Origin of the sequence: Streptomyces sp. NPDC058650, from assembly GCF_042717315.1 — a bacterium.
Classification (GTDB): domain Bacteria; phylum Actinomycetota; class Actinomycetes; order Streptomycetales; family Streptomycetaceae; genus Streptomyces.
Window position 1 is genome coordinate 313,598 of sequence record NZ_JBHXRL010000009.1, and the last position, 19,917, is coordinate 333,514.

A 19,917-nucleotide genomic window follows, 5' to 3' on the forward strand; every position below is an offset into this window, starting at 1 on the left:
TCAGGACTGTCCGTTCGTGTGGAAGGTCGCGAGGACGCGGGTGCCGTCCCCGACCGAGCTCGTCACCGTCAGTTCGCCGTCGAGTTCGGCGAGCCGCTTGCGCATGCCGTCCAGACCGAAGCCGCGCGACTCCTCGACCACGAAGCCCCGCCCGTCGTCCGTGATCTCCAGCTCGATGGCGTGCGGGTACTGGGCGAGGACCACACCGACGGTGCTCGCGTCGGCGTGCTTACGCACGTTCGCCAGGGACTCCTGGGTGCAGCGCAGCAGCGCGATCCGCGTCTGCTGGTCGCAGTCGACGTCCTCGGGGAGCTCCGCCTCCACCGTGACCCCGGTGTCCTGGGCGAAGCGCTCCAGGGTGCGGCGCAGCGTCGGCACCACCGAGCCGGGGGTCAGCCCGCTGTGCGGGGCCGCGCCCACCAGGACCCGGGCCTCGGCGAAGTTCTCGCGGGCGGTCCGCTCGATCGAGCGGAGCTGCTGCGCGGTGCGCTCCGGATCACCGCCGAGGCCGGCCCGGGCCGCCTCGGCGAGCACGATGACGGAGGCGAACCCCTGGGCGAGGGTGTCGTGGATCTCGCGGGCCATGCGCTCCCTCTCGTCGGCCGCCCCCTGGCGGCGATGGGCGTCCGCCAACTGTTCCTGGGTCAGGGACAGTTCGGCGGCCAGTGCGGTGGCGCGGGCTTCGCTGTCCGCGATCAGACGGTGGAGCAGGATGCCCGCCAGGACCGAGATCCCGTAGCCGGTCAGGGCCGCGACCGCGTTCCCCGGCGAGTCGCGCAGCAGGCTCCCCGCGGCGGTGGCCGAAGCCGCGCCGCCGCTGAACAGGACGGCGGCCCGCCGCCCCAGGGTCTGGAACCAGAACTGGGGGAGTGCGACGATCAGCAGCGCCGCGCCGCCGCCCGGGAGGGCCGCCATCACACCCAGACCGGCGGCCAGGACTCCGAGAGAGACCGGCGCGTGGTCCCGGGCGCGGTGCACGGCCGTGTAGGCGAGGGCCAGGCCGACCAGGGCCAGGGAGGCCCACTTGCCGGGCCCCGAGTCGTTGCCGACGGCGATGACCGAGGGGATCAGACCCAGGAGCAGCCAGGCGGCGGTGTACCAGCGCCGGAGGGCGGTGAGCGCGGGCCGCTCGGCCGTCCGTCGAGTCGTCGGGTCGGCCATCCGTTCGGTCATCCGATCAGCCTACGGACACCGTCTGACGCTCCGTCCGTCCGGGGCTCCCCGTAGGCCGCGTTCCGCGCGCGGGCCACCAGTTGGCCTCGCCGAGCAGCAGCATCAGGGAGGGCAGGACCAGGATGCGGATCACGAAGGCGTCGAGGAGGACGGCGACCGCCAGACTGAACCCGATCTGCTTCATCTCGATGAGGTGCAGCGCGGCGAAGCTGGCGAAGACCGTCACCATCACCACGGCCGCGCTGGTGACCACCCCGGCGGAAGAGGACACGCCGTCGAGGACGGCCTGCCGGGTGGGGACGCCCTTGAGGCGGGCCTCGCGGATCCGGCTGATCACGAACACCTGGTAGTCCATGGAGAGACCGAAGAGGATCACGAAGAGGAAGAGCGGGACCCGGGAGCCGATCGAGCCCGTGGACGTGAAGTCGAGGAGCCCCTCGGCCCATTCGTTCTGGAAGACCAGCACGAGCACACCCAGCGAGGCGAACGCGGAGAGCAGGTTGAGGACGACGCCGACGAGGCCGAGGACCACCGACCGGAACGCCCACACGGTCATCGCGAAGGTGACGAGCAGCAGCGCCCCCACGATGAGCGGCAGCTTGCGCTTCTGATGGGCGGGATAGTCGGCGTAGCGCGCGACCTCGCCGGTGACGGCCACCTCGGCGCCGGGCAGCGCGCCGACGGTCTCCGGCACGAGGCCGCCGCGGAGCCGGTCGAGCGACGCGTGTGCCTCCGGACTGTTCACGGAGCGGTGGACCGGCATCTCCAGGAGGGTGACGCGGCGGTCGGCGGAGGTACGCACCACGGGCGTGCCGCCGATCGCGGGGTCCTCGGCTGCGGCGCGGCCGGCGAGTTCCCGCAGGGCGCCGGCGACGTCCCCGGCCCGTTCCGCGTCCGCCCGTACGACGACCTGGTGCATCGACCTGAGCTCGGGATAGGCGGTCAGCAGCCGGTCGTAGGTCCGCATGGCGGGGATGGCGCGAGAGTGCGTCTCGCGGGACATCTCCGTGATGGTGATGTTCAGGACGGGCAGGGCGAGCGCGACGAGGGCGAGGGAGGAGACGGCGAGTGTCGCGGCGGGGTGCCGGGCGACGGGGCGGAGGACCGCGGCGGTGATCCGGCCGCCGCCGGTGCGGGCGGAACCGGGGGTGCGGAGGGCACGGCGCCGTACGGGCCTGCCGGCGGCGACGCGGGCCGCGGCCTTCGCCGCCTTACGGGCCCCGCGGCGCTCGGCGCGCTCGCCGAGCAGGGCGAGGAGCGCGGGCAGCACGGTCAGCGAACTCAGGACGGCGACCAGGGTGACGACGACGGCCCCGGTGGCGATGGACGAGAAGATGACGTCGTCCGCGAGGTAGAGAGTGGCGCTGGAGACCGCGACCGCCAGTCCGGAGACGACCACGGCCCGGCCCGAGGTCGCCGCGGCGACCTCCACGACGGCCTGGGTGGTGAGACGCCCGCCGACGGCCCGGGCCCGCTCCTCGCGCTCCCGCTTCAGGTAGAAGAGCGTGTAGTCGACGCCGACGGCCAGGCCGATCAGCAGGATGACGTTGGTGCCGACCCCGGCGTCGGGGAAGACGTGCGAGGCGACCATCGACAGGCCGACGGCGGCCACGATCGAGGACAGCGCGAGCAGCAGCGGTACGACGGCCATGACGATCGAGCCGAAGACGATCAGCAGGGTGATCAGGGTGACGGGCAGCGCGATGACCTCGGTACGGGCGAGGTCGTCGCCGCGGAGCTTGTCGACCCCCTTGCCGATCGAGGGGCTGCCGACCTCCTCGACGATCAGCCGCGGGTGCGCGGCCTGGACCTCGGCCGTCTGCGCGAGCAGCGCGTCGACATGCTGCTTCCCCTCGAACTCGGCGCCGTTCATGGTGACGTCGACGCGCAGCGCGGTGTGCCGGGCGTCCGCGACCGGGTCGGCGACGGACAGCACCTCGGGCAGCTGCCGCATCCGGGCGACGACCTCGCGCGCGGCGGCGTCGGCCTCCGCCCGGTCGAGGGGGCCGGTGCCCGGCGCGGCCTGGACGATGACCCGCTCCAACGGCTTCTGCTGAAGACCGCCCTCGGCGGCGAGGGCCTCGGCGCGGCCGGCCTCGCCGATGCGGAAGTCCTCGGTGGTTGCGGGGTTGGCCCCGAGGGCCAGGCCCGCGCCGAGGCAGAGGGCCACGAAGAGGATCCAGCCGATCAGCGCGCGCCAGGGGTGCCGGGCGCTGTACCGGGCCATGCGTACGGTGGGGTTCGTCATGCGTCCCAGCCTCGCCGCCGGCGCCGCCTCGCCGACAGGCTCGGCCGGTTGAACCTCTTGTCCACCGGTCGGTGGACAAGAGGGCACGGGGGAGGCGGACTCACCAACGAGGCCCGTCCTGCCCTCACGGTAGAGTTGCCCGTTCCGTCCTCTCTCCCACCCGCCCCGCCCGCCGCCGGCGGGTGCGCCCGAGCACGACAGGTTCCGCTTCCCTTGTCCTCCTCCGTTTCCCTCGTGTCCCCGGTCGCCCGCCTGCGCGGCCTGAAGCCGGACTGGCTGCGCGATCCGAGGGTCTGGCGCACCGAGGTGCTCGGTGGCCTGGTCGTCGCGCTCGCGCTGATCCCCGAGGCGATCTCGTTCTCGATCATCGCGGGCGTGGACCCGGCGATCGGACTGTTCGCCTCCTTCACGATGGCCGTGGTGATCTCCGTCGTCGGCGGCCGGCGGGCCATGATCTCCGCCGCGACCGGGGCCGTCGCCCTCGTCATCGCGCCCCTGAACCGCGAGCACGGGCTCGGCTACCTGATCGCCGCCGTCATCCTCGCCGGTGTCTTCCAGATCGCCCTCGGGGCGCTCGGGGTGGCGAAGCTCCTGCGGTTCGTCCCGCGCTCGGTGATGGTCGGTTTCGTCAACTCCCTCGCGATCCTGGTCTTCATGGCCCAGATCAAGGAACTGAGGGACGTGCCCTGGGCCGTCTATCCGCTGGTCGTCGCCGGGCTCGCGCTCATGGTGTTCTTCCCCCGGGTCACCACGGTCGTCCCGGCCCCGCTCGTCTCGATCGTCATCCTGACCGTCATCACCGTCGCCGCCGGAATCGCGGTCCCGACGGTCGGGGACAAGGGCGCCCTGCCGTCCGCGCTGCCCGCCCCCGGCCTGCCCGACGTGCCGTACACGCTCGACACGCTCACGCTGATCGCCCCGTACGCGCTCGCGATGGCGCTGGTCGGCCTGATGGAATCGCTGATGACGGCCAAGCTGGTCGACGAGATCACCGACACCCGCTCCAGCAAGACCCGCGAATCGATCGGCCAGGGGATCGCCAACATCGTGACCGGCTTCTTCGGCGGCATGGGCGGCTGCGCGATGATCGGCCAGACGATGATCAACGTCAAGGTCTCCGGCGCCCGCACCCGCCTCTCGACGTTCCTGTCCGGCGCGTTCCTGATGGTGCTGTGCATCGTCTTCGGCCCGGTCGTCTCCGACATCCCCATGGCCGCCCTCGTCGCCGTCATGGTCATGGTCTGCTTCGCCACCTTCGACTGGCACTCCGTCGCGCCGAAGACGCTGCGGCGGATGCCCGCCGGGGAGATCGCCGTCATGGTGATCACCGTCGTCTGCGTGGTGGCCACGCACAACCTCGCCGTGGGCGTCGTCGGCGGCTCGATCACCGCCATGGTGATCTTCGCCCGACGCGTCGCCCACCTCGCCGACGTCACGGCCGTCACCGACCCCGACGACACCACGGTCGTCTACCGCGTCACCGGCGAACTGTTCTTCGCCTCCTCCAACGACCTCGTCGGCCGCTTCGCGTACGCCACCGACCCCGACAAGGTCGTCATCGACCTGTCCGCCACCCACATCTGGGACGCCTCCTCCGTCGCCGCCCTCGACGCCATCGAGACCCGGTACGCCCAGCGCGGCAAGACCGTGGAGATCATCGGCCTCAACGCGCCCAGCGCCGCCCTCCACGAAAAGCTCAGCGGCGAACTCACCCCGGGGTGAGGGCCACCGGACCGGTGACCCTCACCCCGGGACCGGCTCGTCAGCCCGTGTGCACCTTCAAGGCCGTACGGACGGCGGACTCCAGGGCGCCCTCGATCCACGCGGGCTTGATCGACGTGTGGCACCCCGCGAAGTGGAGCGGCCCTTCGGACGTGGGGACGTCCGGGAACAGCTCGGTGTGCTGCCCGGGGAAGAGCACCGAGGCCTCCCCGTACGCGTAGTGGTCACGCATCCACGACTGGGTCCTGCACTTGTTGGTGAAGAAGACCTCGCAGCGGCGGCCGAAGACGGCCTGCACGCCGGCGAGGGCCCGCAGGTACCGCTCCTCGTCGGCGAACGCGTCCCACTTCAGGGCGTCGTCGGCCCAGCTGTAGGAGGCGAGCATGATGCCTCCGTCGCTGCCCTCCATGGGCGCCGCGTGCTCGAAGTACATGAAGCGGTTGGCGTTGTCGCTGACCGAGCCGCCGCCCCGCACATGGGACGCCTCCGGTTCGCCGCCCGCGACCGGCCGGAAGACGGAGAAGTACTCCTTGAGGGCGTCGGGGACCGTCACCCCCAGGTCCTTCACGGACCGGTGCGCGCCGAGGAAGTCCCCGTGCGCGACCCCGCCCGCCCGGTACCGCTCGTACAGCCCGTCCTCGATGGAGTCGAGCGCGTCTTTCCACTGCGCCTCGGTGAACTCCCACCACCGCCGGGAGAACTCGAGCAGCACCTTGGTCGCCGCGTCGTAGTGCAGCTCCGTGATCGCCCGGCGCTTGCCGTACGCCAGCGGAGGATCGAAGGTCACGTGCCGCAGGCCGGAGAAGGGGACGGTGACGATCGCCTCGTCGGCCTCGAAGACCTCCGTGACGCCCTCCCCGCCGGTCTGCTGGTCCTCGGAGACGGTGTGCACCCGGACCTTGCCGCCGCGCCGCTCGATCCTTACGGCGCGCCTGTCGAGCCGCACCTTTCCCTTCACCGGCGCGTACAGCGCGTCGGCGAACAGCGCGGTGCCGCCCTTGATCTCCCAGAACTTCGTCCTCGGGTCGATCAGCGCGGCGGACAGGAAGCTGTGCATGAAGGAGAGGTGCAGCCGCGAGGTCAGGTTCTGGATGGTGCCGATGAGGTCGATGGTGCGGGTGTCGAGTCCGGCGACCTCGGTGAGGTACCGGTACATGGACCAGTGGCCGTACGCCCGGAGGATCTCGACCCAGCCCTCGACGAGGGCCGTCCCCTCCTTGTCCCGGACGAGCCGCCGCGCGGGTTCGAGGGCGTCCGCGAGGATGGCGGCGGCGGTCTTCGTCCGGTGGGCGCCCGTGACGCCGAAGGTGTCGTTGATCCTCGCCGGGTCCTTCTCGTAGTCGGCCCGGCGCATGTGGACGCCGTTGACGTGGATCCAGGTGCGGTTGGCCTGCTTCGCCGGATTCCCTACCTCCACGTCCACCAGGTAGAACTCCTGGCGGGGGAGGTCGAACTTCTCGATCAGCGCCATGAGGAGCGGGTGGCTCTCGGGCAGCCGCATCGCCCCGGCCTCGGCGTACTGCAGGGGGTCGGCGAAGGGCTGCTCCCCGTTCTCGTGGCCGCCCTTGCGGAACGTCTTGATGCGGCCGCCGACGCGGTTGCCGTTGGCCTCGATCACGAGGACGTCGTGGCCGGCCCGGTTGAGCAGGTCGGCGGCGAGGAGTCCGGCCGGCCCGGCGCCGACGACCAGGACCCGCTTCGTGGCCTTCGCCCGGCGGGCGGGCAGGCCGTTCTCGACGATCCGCAGGTAGGCCGGGACGAGCGACTCGTCGTGCTCGTCGTAGACGGCGATGGCACGGGCGACCGTGGCGTATGCCCCGGGGTCGGTGCCGGGCGGTACGACGGAAGGCACCGTCGACGGAAGGGTGGCCGGACTCAGGGCGGTCGCGGTCCCGGCGGACGCGGCGGCGAGCCCGGCGGCGAGCGCGGAGGCACCCGTGGCCGTGACGACGGAGCGTCGTGAGGGAGCGTCGATGTCTGGAGTGTGCGTGTCGTGAGTGTTCATCGCGCACACACTCGACGTACGGGCGTCCCATGGGCCAGCGCGTTCACACGGACGGGGAGCTAAACCACTCGTCTTGCTATATGACGGAGTCCCCAGGTCAACGCCCTGATCCGCCGTCCGCCGTGTGGGTGAGCGGCCAGTCGACGAGCGGGCTTCGGAGCTCGACGAGGCCCCTGTCGCACCGGCGCCCGTGGAGGCGGGGCGGTCGCTGTGCCCCGGCGAAGTGATCAGTCGTCGTCGCTGTCGTCGTGCTCCGCCACGAGTGCGCCGGTCTTCACGTCGACGTTCCAGTCGTCTTCCGCCCCACCGGTCGGGTGGACACTCACGTCCCAGCTCGTGGCGGGAGCGTCGTCCTCGTCGGTCAGCTCGACCGAGGTCACGAAGCCCTTCGCGGCCGGGTCTCCGGCTCCCGGCAGCAGCTCGCCCGGGTGATCGGCAACCTCCTCGACAACGCCCAGCGGCACGCGGCCACCCGGATCACCGCCACGGTCGGTGTGACGGGCGGCGGCGTCCTGCTGCGCGTGGACGACGACGGCCCCGGCGTCCCCGGGGCCGAACGCGACCGTGTCTTCGAGCGTTTCGTCCGCCTCGACGACGCCAGGAGCCGGGACGACGGCGGGGCGGGCCTCGGCCTCGCCATCGCCCGCGACGTGGCCCGCCGCCACGGCGGGGACCTGACCGCCGGTCAGGCCCCCGGCGGCGGCGCGCGCTTCACCCTCCGCCTGCCGACCGCCGACCTCAGGAGCTCGTGAGGATCACGAGCTGCCGCGTCGCCCGTGTCATGGCGACATAGCGGTCGACGGCTCCCTCGACGCCCGCGCCGTACGTCTCCGGATCGACGAGGACGACCAGGTCGAACTCCAGGCCCTTCGACAACTGCGGGGTCAGCGACCGGACGCGGGCCGTCGCCGGGAACGTGGGGTCACCGATGACGCAGGCGATCCCGTCGGCGTTCTCGGCGAGCCAGGTGTCGAGCACCGAGTCGAGCTCCTCGACGGACCCGTGGACGACCGGGATGCCGCTGCTGCGGATCGAGCTCGGCACGTTGGCATCGGGAAGCGCGGCCCGGATCACCGGCTCGGCCTCCGTCATGACCTCCTCCGGCGTCCGGTAGTTGACGCTGAGCGAGGCCACGTCGATGCGGTCGATCCCGACCCGCTCCAGCCGCTCCCGCCACGACTCGGTGAACCCGTGCCTGGCCTGCGCGCGGTCACCGACGATGGTGAAGCTCCGCGACGGGCAGCGGAGCAGCAGCATCTGCCACTCCGCGTCGGTCAGCTCCTGCGCCTCGTCCACGACGACGTGCGCGAACGGCCCGGCCAGCGGGTCCACGTCGGTACCGGGCAGCGCGGTCTCGTCGATCAGGCTGTCCTGGAGGTCACGGCCGCGCAGCATGGTCACCGCACCCTCGCCGTCGGCATCGGCGTCGACGATGTCGCTGATGACGCCGGCCATGCGCTCGCGCTCGGCGGCGACGGTGGCGTCGTGCCGGCGCTTGCGCACGGACGCCTTCGGGTCGCCGAGCCGCTGCCGCGCCGCGTCCAGGAGCGGCAGGTCCGACACCGTCCAGGCGTGCGGGTCCGCGCGCCGCAACGTCCGGACCTCGTCGCGGTCGAGCCAGGGAGCACACATCCGCAGGTAGGCGGGGACCGTCCACAGGTCGCCGACGACGTCGGCGGGTTCGAGGAGCGGCCACGCGCGATGCAGCGTGCCGACCAGCTCCTTGTCGTGCAGCAGCGCCCTGCGGAACTGCTCGGGCGACACGACGTCACCGTCCCCGTCGCCGCCCGCGTGCCCGTCCGCGTCGAACTTGTCCCACAGGATCGTGGCCAGCTCCTCCCAGATCAGGTCCCGTGCCTCGTTGTGCGGAGTGCTGGGCCCCGGCGCCCGGAACGCCTCGACCCATTCGTCCGCGCTCAGCCACATCTCCGCCCACGGCGTGGCGACCGGGATCCCCTCGCTCGGCGGATCTTCGTAGAACCGGACGGCCTTCTCGATCGCCTTCACCATGTCCGCGGACGACTTCAGGCGGGCGACCTCCGCGTCGGCCTCGCCCGGCGCCGACGCCCCCTCGGGGACGAGGTCCCGCAGGGTGCACGTCCGCACGCCCTCCTCGCCGAGGCTGGGGAGGACATCGGCGACGTACGCCAGATACGGGTCGTGGGGGCCGACGAAGAGCACACCGCCCCGACGGTGACCGAGACGGGGGTCGGAGTAGAGGAGATAGGCGGAGCGGTGGAGCGCGACGACGGTCTTGCCCGTACCGGGACCGCCGTCGACGACGAGAGCGCCGCGGGATCCCGCGCGGATGATGGCGTCCTGGTCGGACTGGATGGTGCCGAGGACGTCACGCATCCGGGCCGAGCGGTTGTTGCCGAGGCTCGCGATGAAGGCCGACTGGTCGTCGAGGGCGGCGTGCCCGACGAACGCGTCCTGGGTGAACACCTCGTCCCAGTAGTCGCCGATCCGGCCGCCGGTCCAGCGGTACCTGCGGCGGCTCGCGAGACCCATCGGGTTGCCGTGGGTCGCGCCGAAGAACGGCTCGGCCGCGGGGGAGCGCCAGTCGATGAGGAGGCGGCGCCCCGAACTGTCGGTGAGACCGAGCCGCCCGACGTACAGGGGCTCGGAACCGTCCGCGGCGACCATGTGCCCGAGGCACAGGTCCAGGCCGAAGCGGCGCAGCGCGCGCAGGCGGGCGGTCAGTCGGTGGACCTCCATGTCCCGCTCCATCGCCTCACGGCCGACGCCGCCGGGGGCCTTGAGCTCGGCGTCGAGCCGGTCGGACAGTTCGGCGATCACCTGGTCGAGGCTTTCCGCGATGTCCGCGAAGTGCTTCTCGTCACCGGCGATCAGCGCCGGGTCGGCCTTGGGGGAGAGTCGGTCGGGAAGGTCGAACGCGCTGGTGATCAGGGGGGTCATGTCGAGGATTCTGCGGTATCACCGGGGCCTTGCCGCAAGCCCCCCTGTGCGCTATAAGTTGTAAGTGGCAAGGAGTGCGTACTCCCTCCTGCCGCCTCCACCCCCTCTTCCGTACCGCTGCGGATGTCCGCCGAAAATAGTAGCCATGTACATAGTAGCTATGTATTGTATGTCGCGTGAGCAGAGCAACTGAGGGCGCCACAGCGGGATTCCTGGTCTGGCGCCTGTCGATGAAGTGGCGGGTCGCCGTCGACCGGGCGGTCGCGCCGCTGGGCCTGACCCATGCGCAGTACGCGCTGATGGCCTCGCTGTACGGCATGGCGCGCTCCGGGCTCCGGCCCAGCCAGCGCCGCCTCGCCGACCACACGGGCCTCGAGGCCCTGTACGTGTCCAAGCTCGCCCGCGCCCTGGAGGCCGCAGGACTCGTCGCCCGCACCCGGGACCCGGACGACCCGCGCGCCGTGCAGCTGTCGCTCACCGAGGAGGGGCGCGACGTCACGCGCCGCGCCGTCAAGGTGGTCCAGGGCCTCCTCGACCAGTTGCTGGAGCCGCTCGGGGGACAGGACGGCCCGCGCGCACGGCAGTTCACCCGCGAGCTGGCGACCCTGCTCGACGTACCTCTTGAACCGCACACCGAGAACGACGAGGAGCAGTCATGACCACCACACCCACCGCCCCCACACCCACGGCCAACGGCCGGACCGTCGCCCTGGCCTTCTTCGCCGCACGAGCCGTCCTGGAGGTCGCGCTGACCCGCCACGGCATCACGTACCACCAGAGCGTGACGCTCCGGGCCGTCGCGGCCGCGGGCGGGTCCATCGCCCGTGACGCGCTCGTCGCCGACGTCAACGGCTCGCTGAAGACCGACGAGCGGGTCGTACGCGGGACCGTCGACGAGCTGACGGCTGGCGAGCTGCTGGAAGAGGACCCGGCGGACGCGTCCCGGCTGAGGCTCACGGCGGCCGGACGCGACCTGGACGAGACCACCTCCGCCGAGTCCGCCGAGATCGCCGCCCGGCTCTACGCCGGCATTCCGGCCGAGGACCTCGCGGTCGCGGGCCGCGTGCTGACACTGGTCACGGAGCGCGCCAACGCCGAGCTGGCCGGCGCCTGACCGTCCGACGCCGACGGAGCCGAGGAGGTGCCCCCCGTTCGGACGGTGGGAGCGGGGCGCGGCCGTGTCCGTCGGCACGGCGATCCGTTGTGAGGGGTATGACCTCAACACGACGCATTTCCTCGGTCCTGGCCGTCGCCGCCGCCTTCTCGTGCCTCGGCGCCTCGGCGGCGCAGGCCGTCGCCCCCACCAGCCCGCTCGGCCCGCCCATCAATCCGATCAGCGAGCTCGACGCCGTCGCGACGACCGGCATCCCCGAGGAGTCCCGCGGCCGGTTCCCCGGCATCGCCGGCCAGCTGGGCGGCCTCAACGGCCTGAACGAGCTGGGCCAGATCCACCAGCTCACCGACCAGGCGGCCCCGGTCACGGGCCTGCTCCCCGAAATCTCCTGACCCACCCCCCCCGCGACGCGACGCGCCGCCTCCGAACCGGCACCGTGCAGCACGACAGGCACGGTGCCGGCGCCCCGTCGACCGAGCCGCACGGGTCGACCCGTCACACAGGACGACGCACCAGGATTCGTGCTCCCGAGTCTCCTGGCTGTGGCAGGACGCCGTCCGGCCTGATCCTCAGGAGCTTTTCTGCCGGCGAGCCGGCAGGGGCGGGCACACCGGGCGGGTAGGTCCGCATCCGCCCGCCGCCGCTTCGCCGGCCGGCCGGGGAGGTCCCGTGGCCACCCGTCCGGCTCCGCTCAGGGCGTGGGGATGCCGCCGGGGCGTCGGGCCGGGCGGCCGAACTCCACGGGGACGCCGGGCGAGTACAGCACGCTCACGGGCGCGCCGACCGGCCGGGGCAGACCGGCCGCTGCCACCAAGTCCTCCTCGCACACGAGGAGTTCCGCCCGGTGGAGCGGCCAGCGCGGGTGCGCGTTCGGGAGGTAGAGCGACCGTCCGTAGAAGGCGGTGTGCATGCCCCAGCGGGCCGTCAGGAAGTGTTCGAGCTCCGTGGGGGCCTCGACGCGCTCCCCGACCCGCAGCACGATCCGGCTGCGCGCGCCGCGCGGCCCGGGCAGACGCCGACTGCTGGTGTACGTGACGGTGGCGCCGTCATGGCGGACGGCCATCCTCGACCAGACGTACGGCAGCCGGAACAGGGCCCTCCCGAAGGCGACGGGAACGAGTCGCGAGGCGTCGAGCGAACGGAACACCACAGCGCGGCGGCCCCGCGCGTCCACCGAGTAGAGACGGACGTTGGTCTCGGGAAAGCTGCCCAGGTAGGGGACGCCGGGCAGGCGGAACCATCCGACCCGGTGCATCCGGAAGGCGACGAGCCCGACGTACGTCACGCCGTTCAGGGTGTCCGGAACGGTTCCGGCCGGAAGCAGCGGGGCGACCACGTCGGGGTCGACGGCCCAGTGGAGGAAGGCCAGGTCGAGCCAGGACTGGGTCAGGAGGGGACTCGGCGGGGCGTGGGGCGGGTCCGGGGTGATGGGTTCCGGGTCGGGCGGCACGAGCGTCACGCCGGACAGGATGGCAGAGCCCCGGACCGGCCCGGCAGGGGACCCTGCGTCGGCCGGGGACATGTCGGGCGAGGGGTGTTCCCGGTGGGGCGGGGGCGCTGAGCCGCCCCCGCCTCGGGCGGTCGTTCAGGCGGCGTCGGACGGGGGCTGCATGGACTGCATGGCCTTCTTCGCCCGCTGCTCCATCTCCTCCGCGGGAACGTCCTCCACGTGCGTGGCGAGGTTCCAGCGGTGACCGAAGGGGTCTTCGAGCTGCCCCGTGCGGTCACCGTAGAACTCGTCCTTGACCGGCGAGAGTTCCTTGGCGCCCTGGGCGAGGGCCTTGGCGAAGACCGCGTCGACGTCCTCCACGTAGACGTGCAGGGTGACGGGTGTGCCGCCGACCGCCTTGGGCGAGCGGAACCCCATGTCGGGGAACTCGTCCGCGAGCATGATGACCGAGTTGCCGAGGGACAGCTCGGCGTGGCCGATCGAGCCTCCGGGCGCCGGCATGCGCATGCGCTCGACGGCGCCGAGCACGGACACGTAGAAGTCGATCGCGGCCGCGGCTCCGTCGACGCAGAGGTACGGCGTGACGCGCGGGTATCCCTCGGGGATGGGCTGGACAGCCACTGGTTCTCCACCTTTCCGGTTTCCCGGACAGTGACGGTCACGGGCGACCGTCGCCTGTGGCCATGGATAGCCCGAACCCCGGGGCATCCCTCGGCGCCGCGCGACGCCCCGCGGCGGGTTCCCCCGAAGGGCGGCGGTCGACCTCGTCCCACCTCTTGCCGAGGCGCCCTCGGCTCTCTAATGTGAACCTTCAAATTCCAGGAAGATCATGCATACGGCGTCTTGAGGAACAGATTTTGAACGATCAAATTCGTCTGCGGGCACCCGAGGCCGCCACACCCGCGGCTTCCGGACCGGCCCCCACCCGTGGTCCGATGGCGGGCTACCTCGATCACGCCAGGGTCGGCCCGCTCTCCCGCCGGGCGGCCGCGGCACTCGTCGCCGCGACCGACCTGGCCACCCGCTCGGACCCCGCCGACCTCGACCGGCTGTTCGCCCTCAGCGACGCCGCTCGGACCTCGGCGGCCCGGCTCCTCGACGCCCACCCCCATGAGATCGCCCTCTCCCCGTCCACCAGCAACGGCCTGTTCACCGTGGCCGCCGGCCTCCAGGGGCACGGCACCGTCCTGGTGCCCCGCGGCGAGTTCCCCGCCAACGTCTACCCGTGGCTCCGGTTCGCCGGCCGAGGCGGCCCGGACGTCCGCCTCGTCGACCCGGACGGGCAGCGCCACATCACCCCCGACCTGCTGCGGCGGAACCTCACCCCCGACGTCACCGCACTCACGGTGAGCGCCGTCGACTCCCTCACCGGGCACGTCGCACCGCTCGCCGCCCTCAAGGAAGTCCTCGGCCCGGACCGTCTCCTGATCGTCGACGCCATCCAGGGACTCGGCGCCGTCCCGCTCGAAGCGGACGCCGCCGACGTCCTCGTCAGCGGCGGCCAGAAGTGGCTAAGGGCAGGCTGGGGTGCCGCGCTGCTGCTGATCCGCGACCGGTGCGCCGAGCGCGTCGGCCCCGGGCTCGGCGGCTGGGCCGGTGTCTCGGAACCCTTCGCGGCGCGGCACCCCGCGCCCCCGCTGCCCGGGGCCGCGGCCCACCTCGCCACCAACCCGGACTTCCCGGCCGCCGCCGCCATCGGCGCGGCCGTCGACGAGCTGCTCGCGGAGGGCGGCCCGGCCGCCACGGGCGCCCGGATCCGGGCCACCCTCGCCGAGCTCCTCGACCGGGCCCGGCAGGCAGGCGCCGAGGTCCTGCTGGACGGGCTCGGCCACCGGGAACGCGCCGGAATCGGCACGTTCCGTCTCCCGGGTCACGACCCCGTGACCGTCCACCGCACTCTCGAAGCGGCCGGTGTGATCACCACGCGCCGCGACGAGTGGATCCGCCTCTCTCCCCATGTCTCCACCCCGGCCGTCGCGGTGGACCAGTTCGCCGACGCGCTGCACGCGCTGACCGGACGGCCCGGCACGCACACCGACACCACGCCCCGGACCGACCCCGCCCCCGGCGCGCACACCACGCCCCGCACGCACACCGAAACCCTCACCCAGGAGTCGACATGTCCCACCAGCTGAGCCGCCGCCAGATGCTTCACCTCGCCACCGCCTCCGCCGCCGGACTGGGCCTGACCGCCTGCGGCGGCGGATCGGGCACCGACACCGCAGGCGCCGACGGCGACAGCGGGAAGATCACCGTCTGGAGCTGGACCTCCGCGGCGGAAGCCCTGCGCGGAGTCGTCCCCTCCTTCGAGCGGGACAACCCGGGCATCACGGTGGAGATCCAGGACGTCGGCGAACCGGCCATCTGGGACAAGATCACCGTCGGCCTCGCCTCGGGCGGCAAGGGCCTCGCCGACGTCCTCCACATCGGCGTCGACTACCTGCCCGGCTACCTGGCGAAGTTCCCGGAGGGCATCGCCGACCTGTCCCGGCTCGGCGCCGACAAGCACAAGGACGCCTTCGTCGAAGGCCTGTGGCCGACCGTCATAGGCAAGGACAGAGCCGTCCACGCCCTGCCCTGGGAGGTCAACCCCCTCGGGCTGTTCTACCGCCACGACTTCTTCGAGAAGGCCGACGTCGACCCCGCCTCCCTCACCAGCTGGGACGACCTGATCGCCGCCGGACCGAAGATCCGCGCCGCCACCGGCGCCCAGCTGATCGGGCTCGACAAGCCCGGCACCACCCAGGACATGGACTTCTTCCAGAACCTGATGCAGCTCCAGGGCGCCTTCTACTTCGACCAGGAAGGCAAGGTCACCCTCGCCTCCCCGGCCGCGGTCAAGGCCCTCACCGTCATCAAGCGGCTCAACGACGGCGGCCTGCTCGCCGACACCGCGGGCCAGGGCACCTGGAAGCGGCTGATCAGCCAGGGGAAGCTCGCCACCGCGCCCGAGGCCGCCTGGGCCGTGGGATACATGGCGGAGAAGTTCCCCGCCCAGAGCGGCAAGTGGCGCGTCATGCAGCCGCCGGCCGCCGTCCCCGGCGGAGGACGCAGCGTCATCGTCAACTCCACCTACCTGGCGGTCTCCGCCACCAGCAAGCGCCGCAAGGCCGCCTGGCGCTTCATCGAGCACGCGCTGACCAAGCCCGCCGAGATCAACCGCATGTACTCCTCCGGCAGTGTCTTCCCCGCCCTCAAGGCGGCCTACGCGGACCCGATGTTCAGCGCGCCCCACCCCTTCTACGGCGGCCAGCGCGTGCTGAAGTCCCTCGTCGACTCGCTCTCCTCCGGCTCCGAGGCGACCAACTTCACCAGCGACTACAGCCGGGCCCTCAAGCTCGCCAGCGACGCCCAGAGCCAGGTGCTGCTCAAGGGCGCCGACCCGGCCGGCGCCCTCAAGGCGGCCGCCGCGCAGCTCGCCCAGCAGACCGGCCGGCAGCAGGCAGCCTGACCATGTCCCTCGCACCTCCCGAACCCGCTCGCGCCACCGGGACCGTCGACGCCACCACCCGTGGTGGCGCCGGCGCCCCTCCCGGCCGCCGCGCCACCCCGCGCCCCGGCCGGGCCCGCCCAGGCCGACGCCGGCTGCTGACACGCGACTCCGTCCCGTACCTGCTGATCATGCCCGCCGTGCTGGGCTTCGCGATCTTCAAGGCGTACCCGATCGCCGCCTCGTTCTGGATCAGCCTCACCACCGGAAACGGCGACGCCCGGCAGTTCACCGGACTCGCCAACTACCGGCGCCTCATCGACGATCCGCTGTTCTGGACCGCGCTCAGGAACACCGCCCTGATCCTGGTCGTCCAGGTGCCGCTGATGCTCGGCCTCGCCCTGCTCGTCGCCCTCGGCCTCAACTCCACCAAGGTCTGGCTGCGCCCGCTCTGGCGGCTCGGCGTCTTCGTCCCGTCGCTGACGGGCCTGGTCGCCGCCGGCGTCATGTTCTCCGTGATCCTCAACCGCGACGCCGGACTCCTGAACTGGGTCCTCTCCTTCTTCGGCGTCGACCCGGTGAACTGGCTCGGCAGCCCCTTCTGGGCCCGCGTCGGTGTCGTCCTCGTCATCACCTGGCACTACACCGGCTACAACGCGGTGATGTACCTCGCCGGTCTCCAGGGCATCCCCAAGGAACTGTACGAAGCCGCGATGGTCGACGGCGCCGGACCGGTCCGCCGCTTCTTCTCCATCACCCTGCCCCAGCTGCGGCCGATCCTGCTCCTCACGGTGGTGCTCTCCACCATCGGCACGCTGCAACTCTTCGACGAGCCGTACGTCCTCACCGGCGGCGGCCCCGACAACGCCACCCTGACGGTCACCATGTACCTCTACAACAACGGCTTCAAGTACTTCGACTTCGGCTACGCCTCGGCCCTCGCCTACGCGCTCGCGCTGATCGTGTCCGTCCTCGGCATCCTCCAGGTCCGCCTGATGGGAGAGCGCCGATGAAGTCCCGCGGCCCCCTGCTCACCCTGCTGCTCGCCGGTGCCTTCGGGCTCTGCGTCGGCCCCTTCTACTGGCTCGCCATGGCCGCCACCCAGGACGACAGGGACGTCTTCTCCTGGCCGCCGAAGCTGCTGCCAGGCGGCCACCTCATGGAGAACCTCCAGGGCCTCCAGGAGTCCATCGGTCTGACCCGCGTCCTCTTCAACACCGTCCTGGTGGCAGGCCTCCAGACCGTCGGCGCGGTCGTCGTCTCCGTCCTCGCCGGCTACGCCTTCGCCAAGTTCGACTTCCGCGGACGCAACGTCTTCTTCGTCCTGCTGCTCAGCACCCTCGTCATCCCCGACACGGTGATGCTCATCCCGATCTTCCAGATGATGATGGACCTGGGCCTGATCGACTCCTACGAGTCCGTCATCCTGCCCGGCCTGGTCACGCCGTTCGGCATCTTCCTGATGCGGCAGGCGCTGCGGTCCATGCCCGACGAACTCCTCGACGCCGCCCGCGTCGACGGCGCCGGCGAACTGCGGGTGCTGTGGCGCATCGTCATCCCCGTCAACCGGCCGATCATCGCGGCGCTCGCGCTGTTCGTCTTCCTCGGCGGCTGGAACCAGTTCGTCTGGCCGCTGATCGCGCTCCGCAGCCCCGAGATGTACACGCTGCCCGTGGCCATGGCCACCCTCCAGGGGCTGTCCACGACCAACTACGCGCAGGTCCTGCTCGCCGGCGCCATAGCCGCCATCCCCGTGATGGCCCTCTTCCTCGTCCTGCAACGCCAGTTCATCTCCGGCCTGCTGGCCGGTGCCACCAAGGAGTGACCGCCGTGACCACCGCACCACCGAACGCCGCTCCCGAGGACGCCGAGGGCGACGCCGCTCCGCGGCCGCCCGTCCCCGCCTGGCGCCCCGACGCGGCGGCCGACGACGTCCCCGGCACCGTCGTCCACCGGCAGCTCGCCACCGGGCTGCGCCACTCCACCGGTGCCCCGCTCACCGTCCACCTCACCGGCCTCGGCGGCGACGCGTGGGAGTCCGCCGTCACCCTGGTCGACCACGGCGTGGCCCTGATCGAGGTCACGGCGACGGAGGCCGTCACCCTCCGCGCCGAATGGCGCGTCCCCTGCGTCGGGGCCACCGCCTACTGGACCCCGGACTCCCACGCCTCCCGCTGGCTGCCGCAGTCCTGGATCGCCCCCCGGACCGTCTCGCTCGCCCTCGGCGCCCCCGTCGCGAGCCTGGTCGGCACCGGCGACCGCGCCCTGTGCACCGCCGCCGCCGCAGAGACCGCCGCGCCCGTGCGCGTCGGCGCCGGTGTGGTCGAGGAGAGCGGCGAGTTCGCCTTCACCGTCGAGCAGGAACTCACCCCGGACGGTCCGCCGTTGAGGCTGCGCATCGACATCGGCGGCCGGCACTTCGCGGCCACCCTGCAAGCGGTCGCCGACTGGTGGGCCGAGGGCGTGGACCACCCCGGCGTCCCTCCCGCCGCCCGGATGCCCGCGTACTCCACCTGGTACAGCCTCCACCAGAACGTCGACGCCGCCGTCGTCGAACGCCAGGCCGCCCTCTCCGCCGACCTCGGCATCGAGAGCATCATCGTCGACGACGGCTGGCAGACCGCCGACCGCGCCCGCGGCTACGGCCACTGCGGCGACTGGGAGCCCAACACGACGGCCTTCCCGGACCTCGCCGCCCACGTCGCCGAGGTCCACCGGCTCGGCCTCGCCTACCTCCTCTGGTACGCGGTGCCGTTCATCGGCCGGCACAACGACGCCTGGGACCGCTTCAAGGGAGTCATCCTGCGCGAGGTGCCGCAGCTCGACGCCGCCGTGCTCGACCCCCGCCACCCCGAGGTCCGCGCCTACCTGATCGAGAAGATCTCCCGCGCCGTCGAGGAGTGGGACATGGACGGCGTGAAGCTCGACTTCATCGACCTCTTCGCCTTCGCCGACCCGCCGCCCCCGCCCGCCGGAGCGGACCACGACACCGTCCACGAAGGCGTACGCCGACTGCTCGCCGACCTCGACGCCCGGCTGCGCCGCACCCGGCCCGACGTGATCGTCGAGCACCGCCAGCCGTACGTCAGCCCCGGCCTCTGGCCGTACGCCACCATGGTCCGCACCGTCGACTGCCCGCTCAGCCCCGCCGAGAACCGCCAGCGCGTCATCGACTGCCGGCTCACCGCGGGACCGCTCGCCGTCCACGCCGACATGATCATGTGGAACTCCGCCGAGACACCCGAGGCCGTGGCCGTCCACCTCCTCAACGCCCTGTTCTCGGTGCCGCAGATCTCCGTCGACCTCACCACGCAGACGCCCGACCAGCTCGCCACCCTGCGCTTCTGGCTCGACGTCTTCCGCCGCCACGCCGGCGTCCTCCAGCTCGGCTCCCTGGAACCCTCCCGCCCGGACCTCGGCTACCCCCAGGTCCGCGCCGGCGACGACCGCACCACGGTGGTCGCCCGATACGCGCCGCTCCCCGTCGCCCTCCCGGACCGGGACGGCACGGACGGCCCGGGGACCCTGCTCGTCGCCAACGCGGACGACGACCCCCTGGTGCTCCTGACGGCCACCCGGCCGGAACGGGCCCTCGCCCTCGTACAGGACTGCCGTGGTGAGATCCTGTCCGAGACCGTGCTCGACCTCGTCGCCGGGGTGAACCCGGTGACCGTGCCGACCGGCGGCCTGCTCACCCTGACCCGCGAGCACTGACCATCGGCGGGGGGGGGGGGGGGGCCCCCCCCCCCCCCCCCCCCCCCCCCCCCAGGCACCAAGGCGCCCCCCCCCGGGCACCCCCAGGACGCCCCCCCCCCCCCCGGGCGGGCCCCCCCCCCCCCGGCGCACCCCCCCCACC

16 protein-coding genes and 1 pseudogene are annotated in these 19,917 nt (G+C 72.3%); 10 read left to right on the plus strand and 7 right to left on the minus strand.

What is annotated here, in order from left to right; all coding sequences use genetic code 11:
* Together ACFWWU_RS19200 and ACFWWU_RS19205 are read right to left on the minus strand one after the other, a co-directional pair.
* On the minus strand, positions 1 to 1,173 hold the full coding sequence (locus ACFWWU_RS19200) for a sensor histidine kinase (RefSeq protein WP_384146669.1): 1,173 nt from the start codon (positions 1,171 to 1,173) through the stop codon (positions 1 to 3).
* Between the two features lie 4 nt (positions 1,174 to 1,177).
* On the minus strand, positions 1,178 to 3,421 hold the full coding sequence (locus tag ACFWWU_RS19205) for an MMPL family transporter (RefSeq protein WP_384146672.1): 2,244 nt from the start codon (positions 3,419 to 3,421) through the stop codon (positions 1,178 to 1,180).
* A gap of 234 nt (positions 3,422 to 3,655) precedes the next feature.
* Here ACFWWU_RS19205 and ACFWWU_RS19210 point away from each other — a divergent pair, with 234 nt between their 5' ends.
* Positions 3,656 to 5,143 carry a SulP family inorganic anion transporter gene (locus ACFWWU_RS19210; protein WP_384146743.1) on the plus strand — a complete coding sequence of 496 codons (1,488 nt, stop codon included), beginning with the start codon at positions 3,656 to 3,658 and terminating at the stop codon, positions 5,141 to 5,143.
* Between the two features lie 40 nt (positions 5,144 to 5,183).
* On the opposite strand, the gene ACFWWU_RS19215 is transcribed toward ACFWWU_RS19210, so the two are convergent.
* On the minus strand, positions 5,184 to 7,148 hold the full coding sequence (locus tag ACFWWU_RS19215; protein ID WP_384146676.1) for an FAD-dependent oxidoreductase: 1,965 nt from the start codon (positions 7,146 to 7,148) through the stop codon (positions 5,184 to 5,186).
* 227 nt (positions 7,149 to 7,375) lie between these two features.
* Entirely contained in the window at positions 7,376 to 7,528 is a 153-nt protein-coding gene (locus ACFWWU_RS19220) for a hypothetical protein (protein ID WP_384146749.1), read from the minus strand.
* A gap of 18 nt (positions 7,529 to 7,546) precedes the next feature.
* Here ACFWWU_RS19220 and ACFWWU_RS19225 point away from each other — a divergent pair.
* Positions 7,547 to 7,900: pseudogene (locus tag ACFWWU_RS19225) on the plus strand (sensor histidine kinase); the annotation flags it as partial.
* On the opposite strand, the gene helR reads toward ACFWWU_RS19225, so the two are convergent.
* Positions 7,887 to 10,067, minus strand: a complete 2,181-nt coding sequence (gene helR / locus ACFWWU_RS19230; RefSeq protein WP_384146679.1) for an RNA polymerase recycling motor ATPase HelR — start codon at positions 10,065 to 10,067, stop codon at positions 7,887 to 7,889. The pseudogene ACFWWU_RS19225 and the gene helR sit on opposite strands and share 14 nt — an antisense overlap.
* 176 nt (positions 10,068 to 10,243) lie before the next feature.
* On the opposite strand from helR, the gene ACFWWU_RS19235 reads away from it, so the two are divergent.
* From ACFWWU_RS19235 to ACFWWU_RS19245, 3 genes are all read left to right on the plus strand, one after another.
* Complete coding sequence (locus tag ACFWWU_RS19235) at positions 10,244 to 10,726, plus strand: MarR family winged helix-turn-helix transcriptional regulator (RefSeq protein WP_384146682.1); 483 nt, start codon at positions 10,244 to 10,246, stop codon at positions 10,724 to 10,726.
* A complete protein-coding gene (locus tag ACFWWU_RS19240; RefSeq protein ID WP_384146685.1) occupies positions 10,723 to 11,181 on the plus strand; it encodes a MarR family transcriptional regulator in 459 nt (152 codons plus the stop codon). Before ACFWWU_RS19235 ends, ACFWWU_RS19240 begins: the two co-directional genes overlap by 4 nt.
* 98 nt (positions 11,182 to 11,279) lie before the next feature.
* Entirely contained in the window at positions 11,280 to 11,573 is a 294-nt protein-coding gene (locus ACFWWU_RS19245; protein WP_384146688.1) for a hypothetical protein, read from the plus strand.
* 299 nt (positions 11,574 to 11,872) lie between these two features.
* Here the strand turns inward: ACFWWU_RS19245 and ACFWWU_RS19250 are convergent, their stop codons facing one another.
* Both ACFWWU_RS19250 and ACFWWU_RS19255 read right to left on the minus strand, forming a co-directional pair.
* Complete coding sequence (locus ACFWWU_RS19250; protein WP_384146746.1) at positions 11,873 to 12,631, minus strand: YqjF family protein; 759 nt, start codon at positions 12,629 to 12,631, stop codon at positions 11,873 to 11,875.
* 135 nt (positions 12,632 to 12,766) lie between these two features.
* The gene (locus tag ACFWWU_RS19255; RefSeq protein ID WP_384146691.1) at positions 12,767 to 13,252 is read right to left on the minus strand and encodes a VOC family protein; all 486 of its coding nucleotides are present in this window, start codon (positions 13,250 to 13,252) and stop codon (positions 12,767 to 12,769) included.
* Positions 13,253 to 13,566: 314 nt separating this feature from the next.
* Here ACFWWU_RS19255 and ACFWWU_RS19260 point away from each other — a divergent pair, with 314 nt between their 5' ends.
* Genes ACFWWU_RS19260 through ACFWWU_RS19280 form a run of 5 tightly spaced genes read left to right on the plus strand, consistent with a single transcriptional unit; the run spans position 13,567 to position 19,775 of the window.
* Entirely contained in the window at positions 13,567 to 14,766 is a 1,200-nt protein-coding gene (locus ACFWWU_RS19260) for an aminotransferase class V-fold PLP-dependent enzyme (RefSeq protein WP_384146694.1), read from the plus strand.
* Complete coding sequence (locus ACFWWU_RS19265; RefSeq protein WP_384146696.1) at positions 14,751 to 16,082, plus strand: ABC transporter substrate-binding protein; 1,332 nt, start codon at positions 14,751 to 14,753, stop codon at positions 16,080 to 16,082. The genes ACFWWU_RS19260 and ACFWWU_RS19265 overlap by 16 nt, the downstream gene beginning before the upstream one ends.
* 2 nt (positions 16,083 to 16,084) lie before the next feature.
* Complete coding sequence (locus tag ACFWWU_RS19270) at positions 16,085 to 17,074, plus strand: carbohydrate ABC transporter permease (RefSeq protein ID WP_384146700.1); 990 nt, start codon at positions 16,085 to 16,087, stop codon at positions 17,072 to 17,074.
* Positions 17,071 to 17,886 (plus strand): carbohydrate ABC transporter permease, encoded by an 816-nt coding sequence (locus ACFWWU_RS19275; protein WP_384146703.1) that lies wholly within the window; start codon positions 17,071 to 17,073, stop codon positions 17,884 to 17,886. Before ACFWWU_RS19270 ends, ACFWWU_RS19275 begins: the two co-directional genes overlap by 4 nt.
* Before the next feature lie 5 nt (positions 17,887 to 17,891).
* Complete coding sequence (locus tag ACFWWU_RS19280; RefSeq protein ID WP_384146706.1) at positions 17,892 to 19,775, plus strand: glycoside hydrolase family 36 protein; 1,884 nt, start codon at positions 17,892 to 17,894, stop codon at positions 19,773 to 19,775.
* The last annotated feature ends 142 nt before the right edge of the window (positions 19,776 to 19,917 follow it).

Bases quoted from the DNA above. Each gene is read 5' to 3' on its own strand.
- ACFWWU_RS19200 (WP_384146669.1), bottom strand. From the start codon at position 1,173: ATGACCGAACGGATGGCCGACCCGACGACTCGACGGACGGCCGAGCGG.
- ACFWWU_RS19205 (WP_384146672.1), bottom strand. From the start codon at position 3,421: ATGACGAACCCCACCGTACGCATGGCCCGGTACAGCGCCCGGCACCCC.
- ACFWWU_RS19215 (WP_384146676.1), bottom strand. From the start codon at position 7,148: ATGAACACTCACGACACGCACACTCCAGACATCGACGCTCCCTCACGA.
- helR (WP_384146679.1), bottom strand. From the start codon at position 10,067: ATGACCCCCCTGATCACCAGCGCGTTCGACCTTCCCGACCGACTCTCC.
- ACFWWU_RS19240 (WP_384146685.1), top strand. From the start codon at position 10,723: ATGACCACCACACCCACCGCCCCCACACCCACGGCCAACGGCCGGACC.
- ACFWWU_RS19245 (WP_384146688.1), top strand. From the start codon at position 11,280: ATGACCTCAACACGACGCATTTCCTCGGTCCTGGCCGTCGCCGCCGCC.
- ACFWWU_RS19260 (WP_384146694.1), top strand. From the start codon at position 13,567: ATGGCGGGCTACCTCGATCACGCCAGGGTCGGCCCGCTCTCCCGCCGG.
- ACFWWU_RS19265 (WP_384146696.1), top strand. From the start codon at position 14,751: ATGTCCCACCAGCTGAGCCGCCGCCAGATGCTTCACCTCGCCACCGCC.
- ACFWWU_RS19270 (WP_384146700.1), top strand. From the start codon at position 16,085: ATGTCCCTCGCACCTCCCGAACCCGCTCGCGCCACCGGGACCGTCGAC.
- ACFWWU_RS19275 (WP_384146703.1), top strand. From the start codon at position 17,071: ATGAAGTCCCGCGGCCCCCTGCTCACCCTGCTGCTCGCCGGTGCCTTC.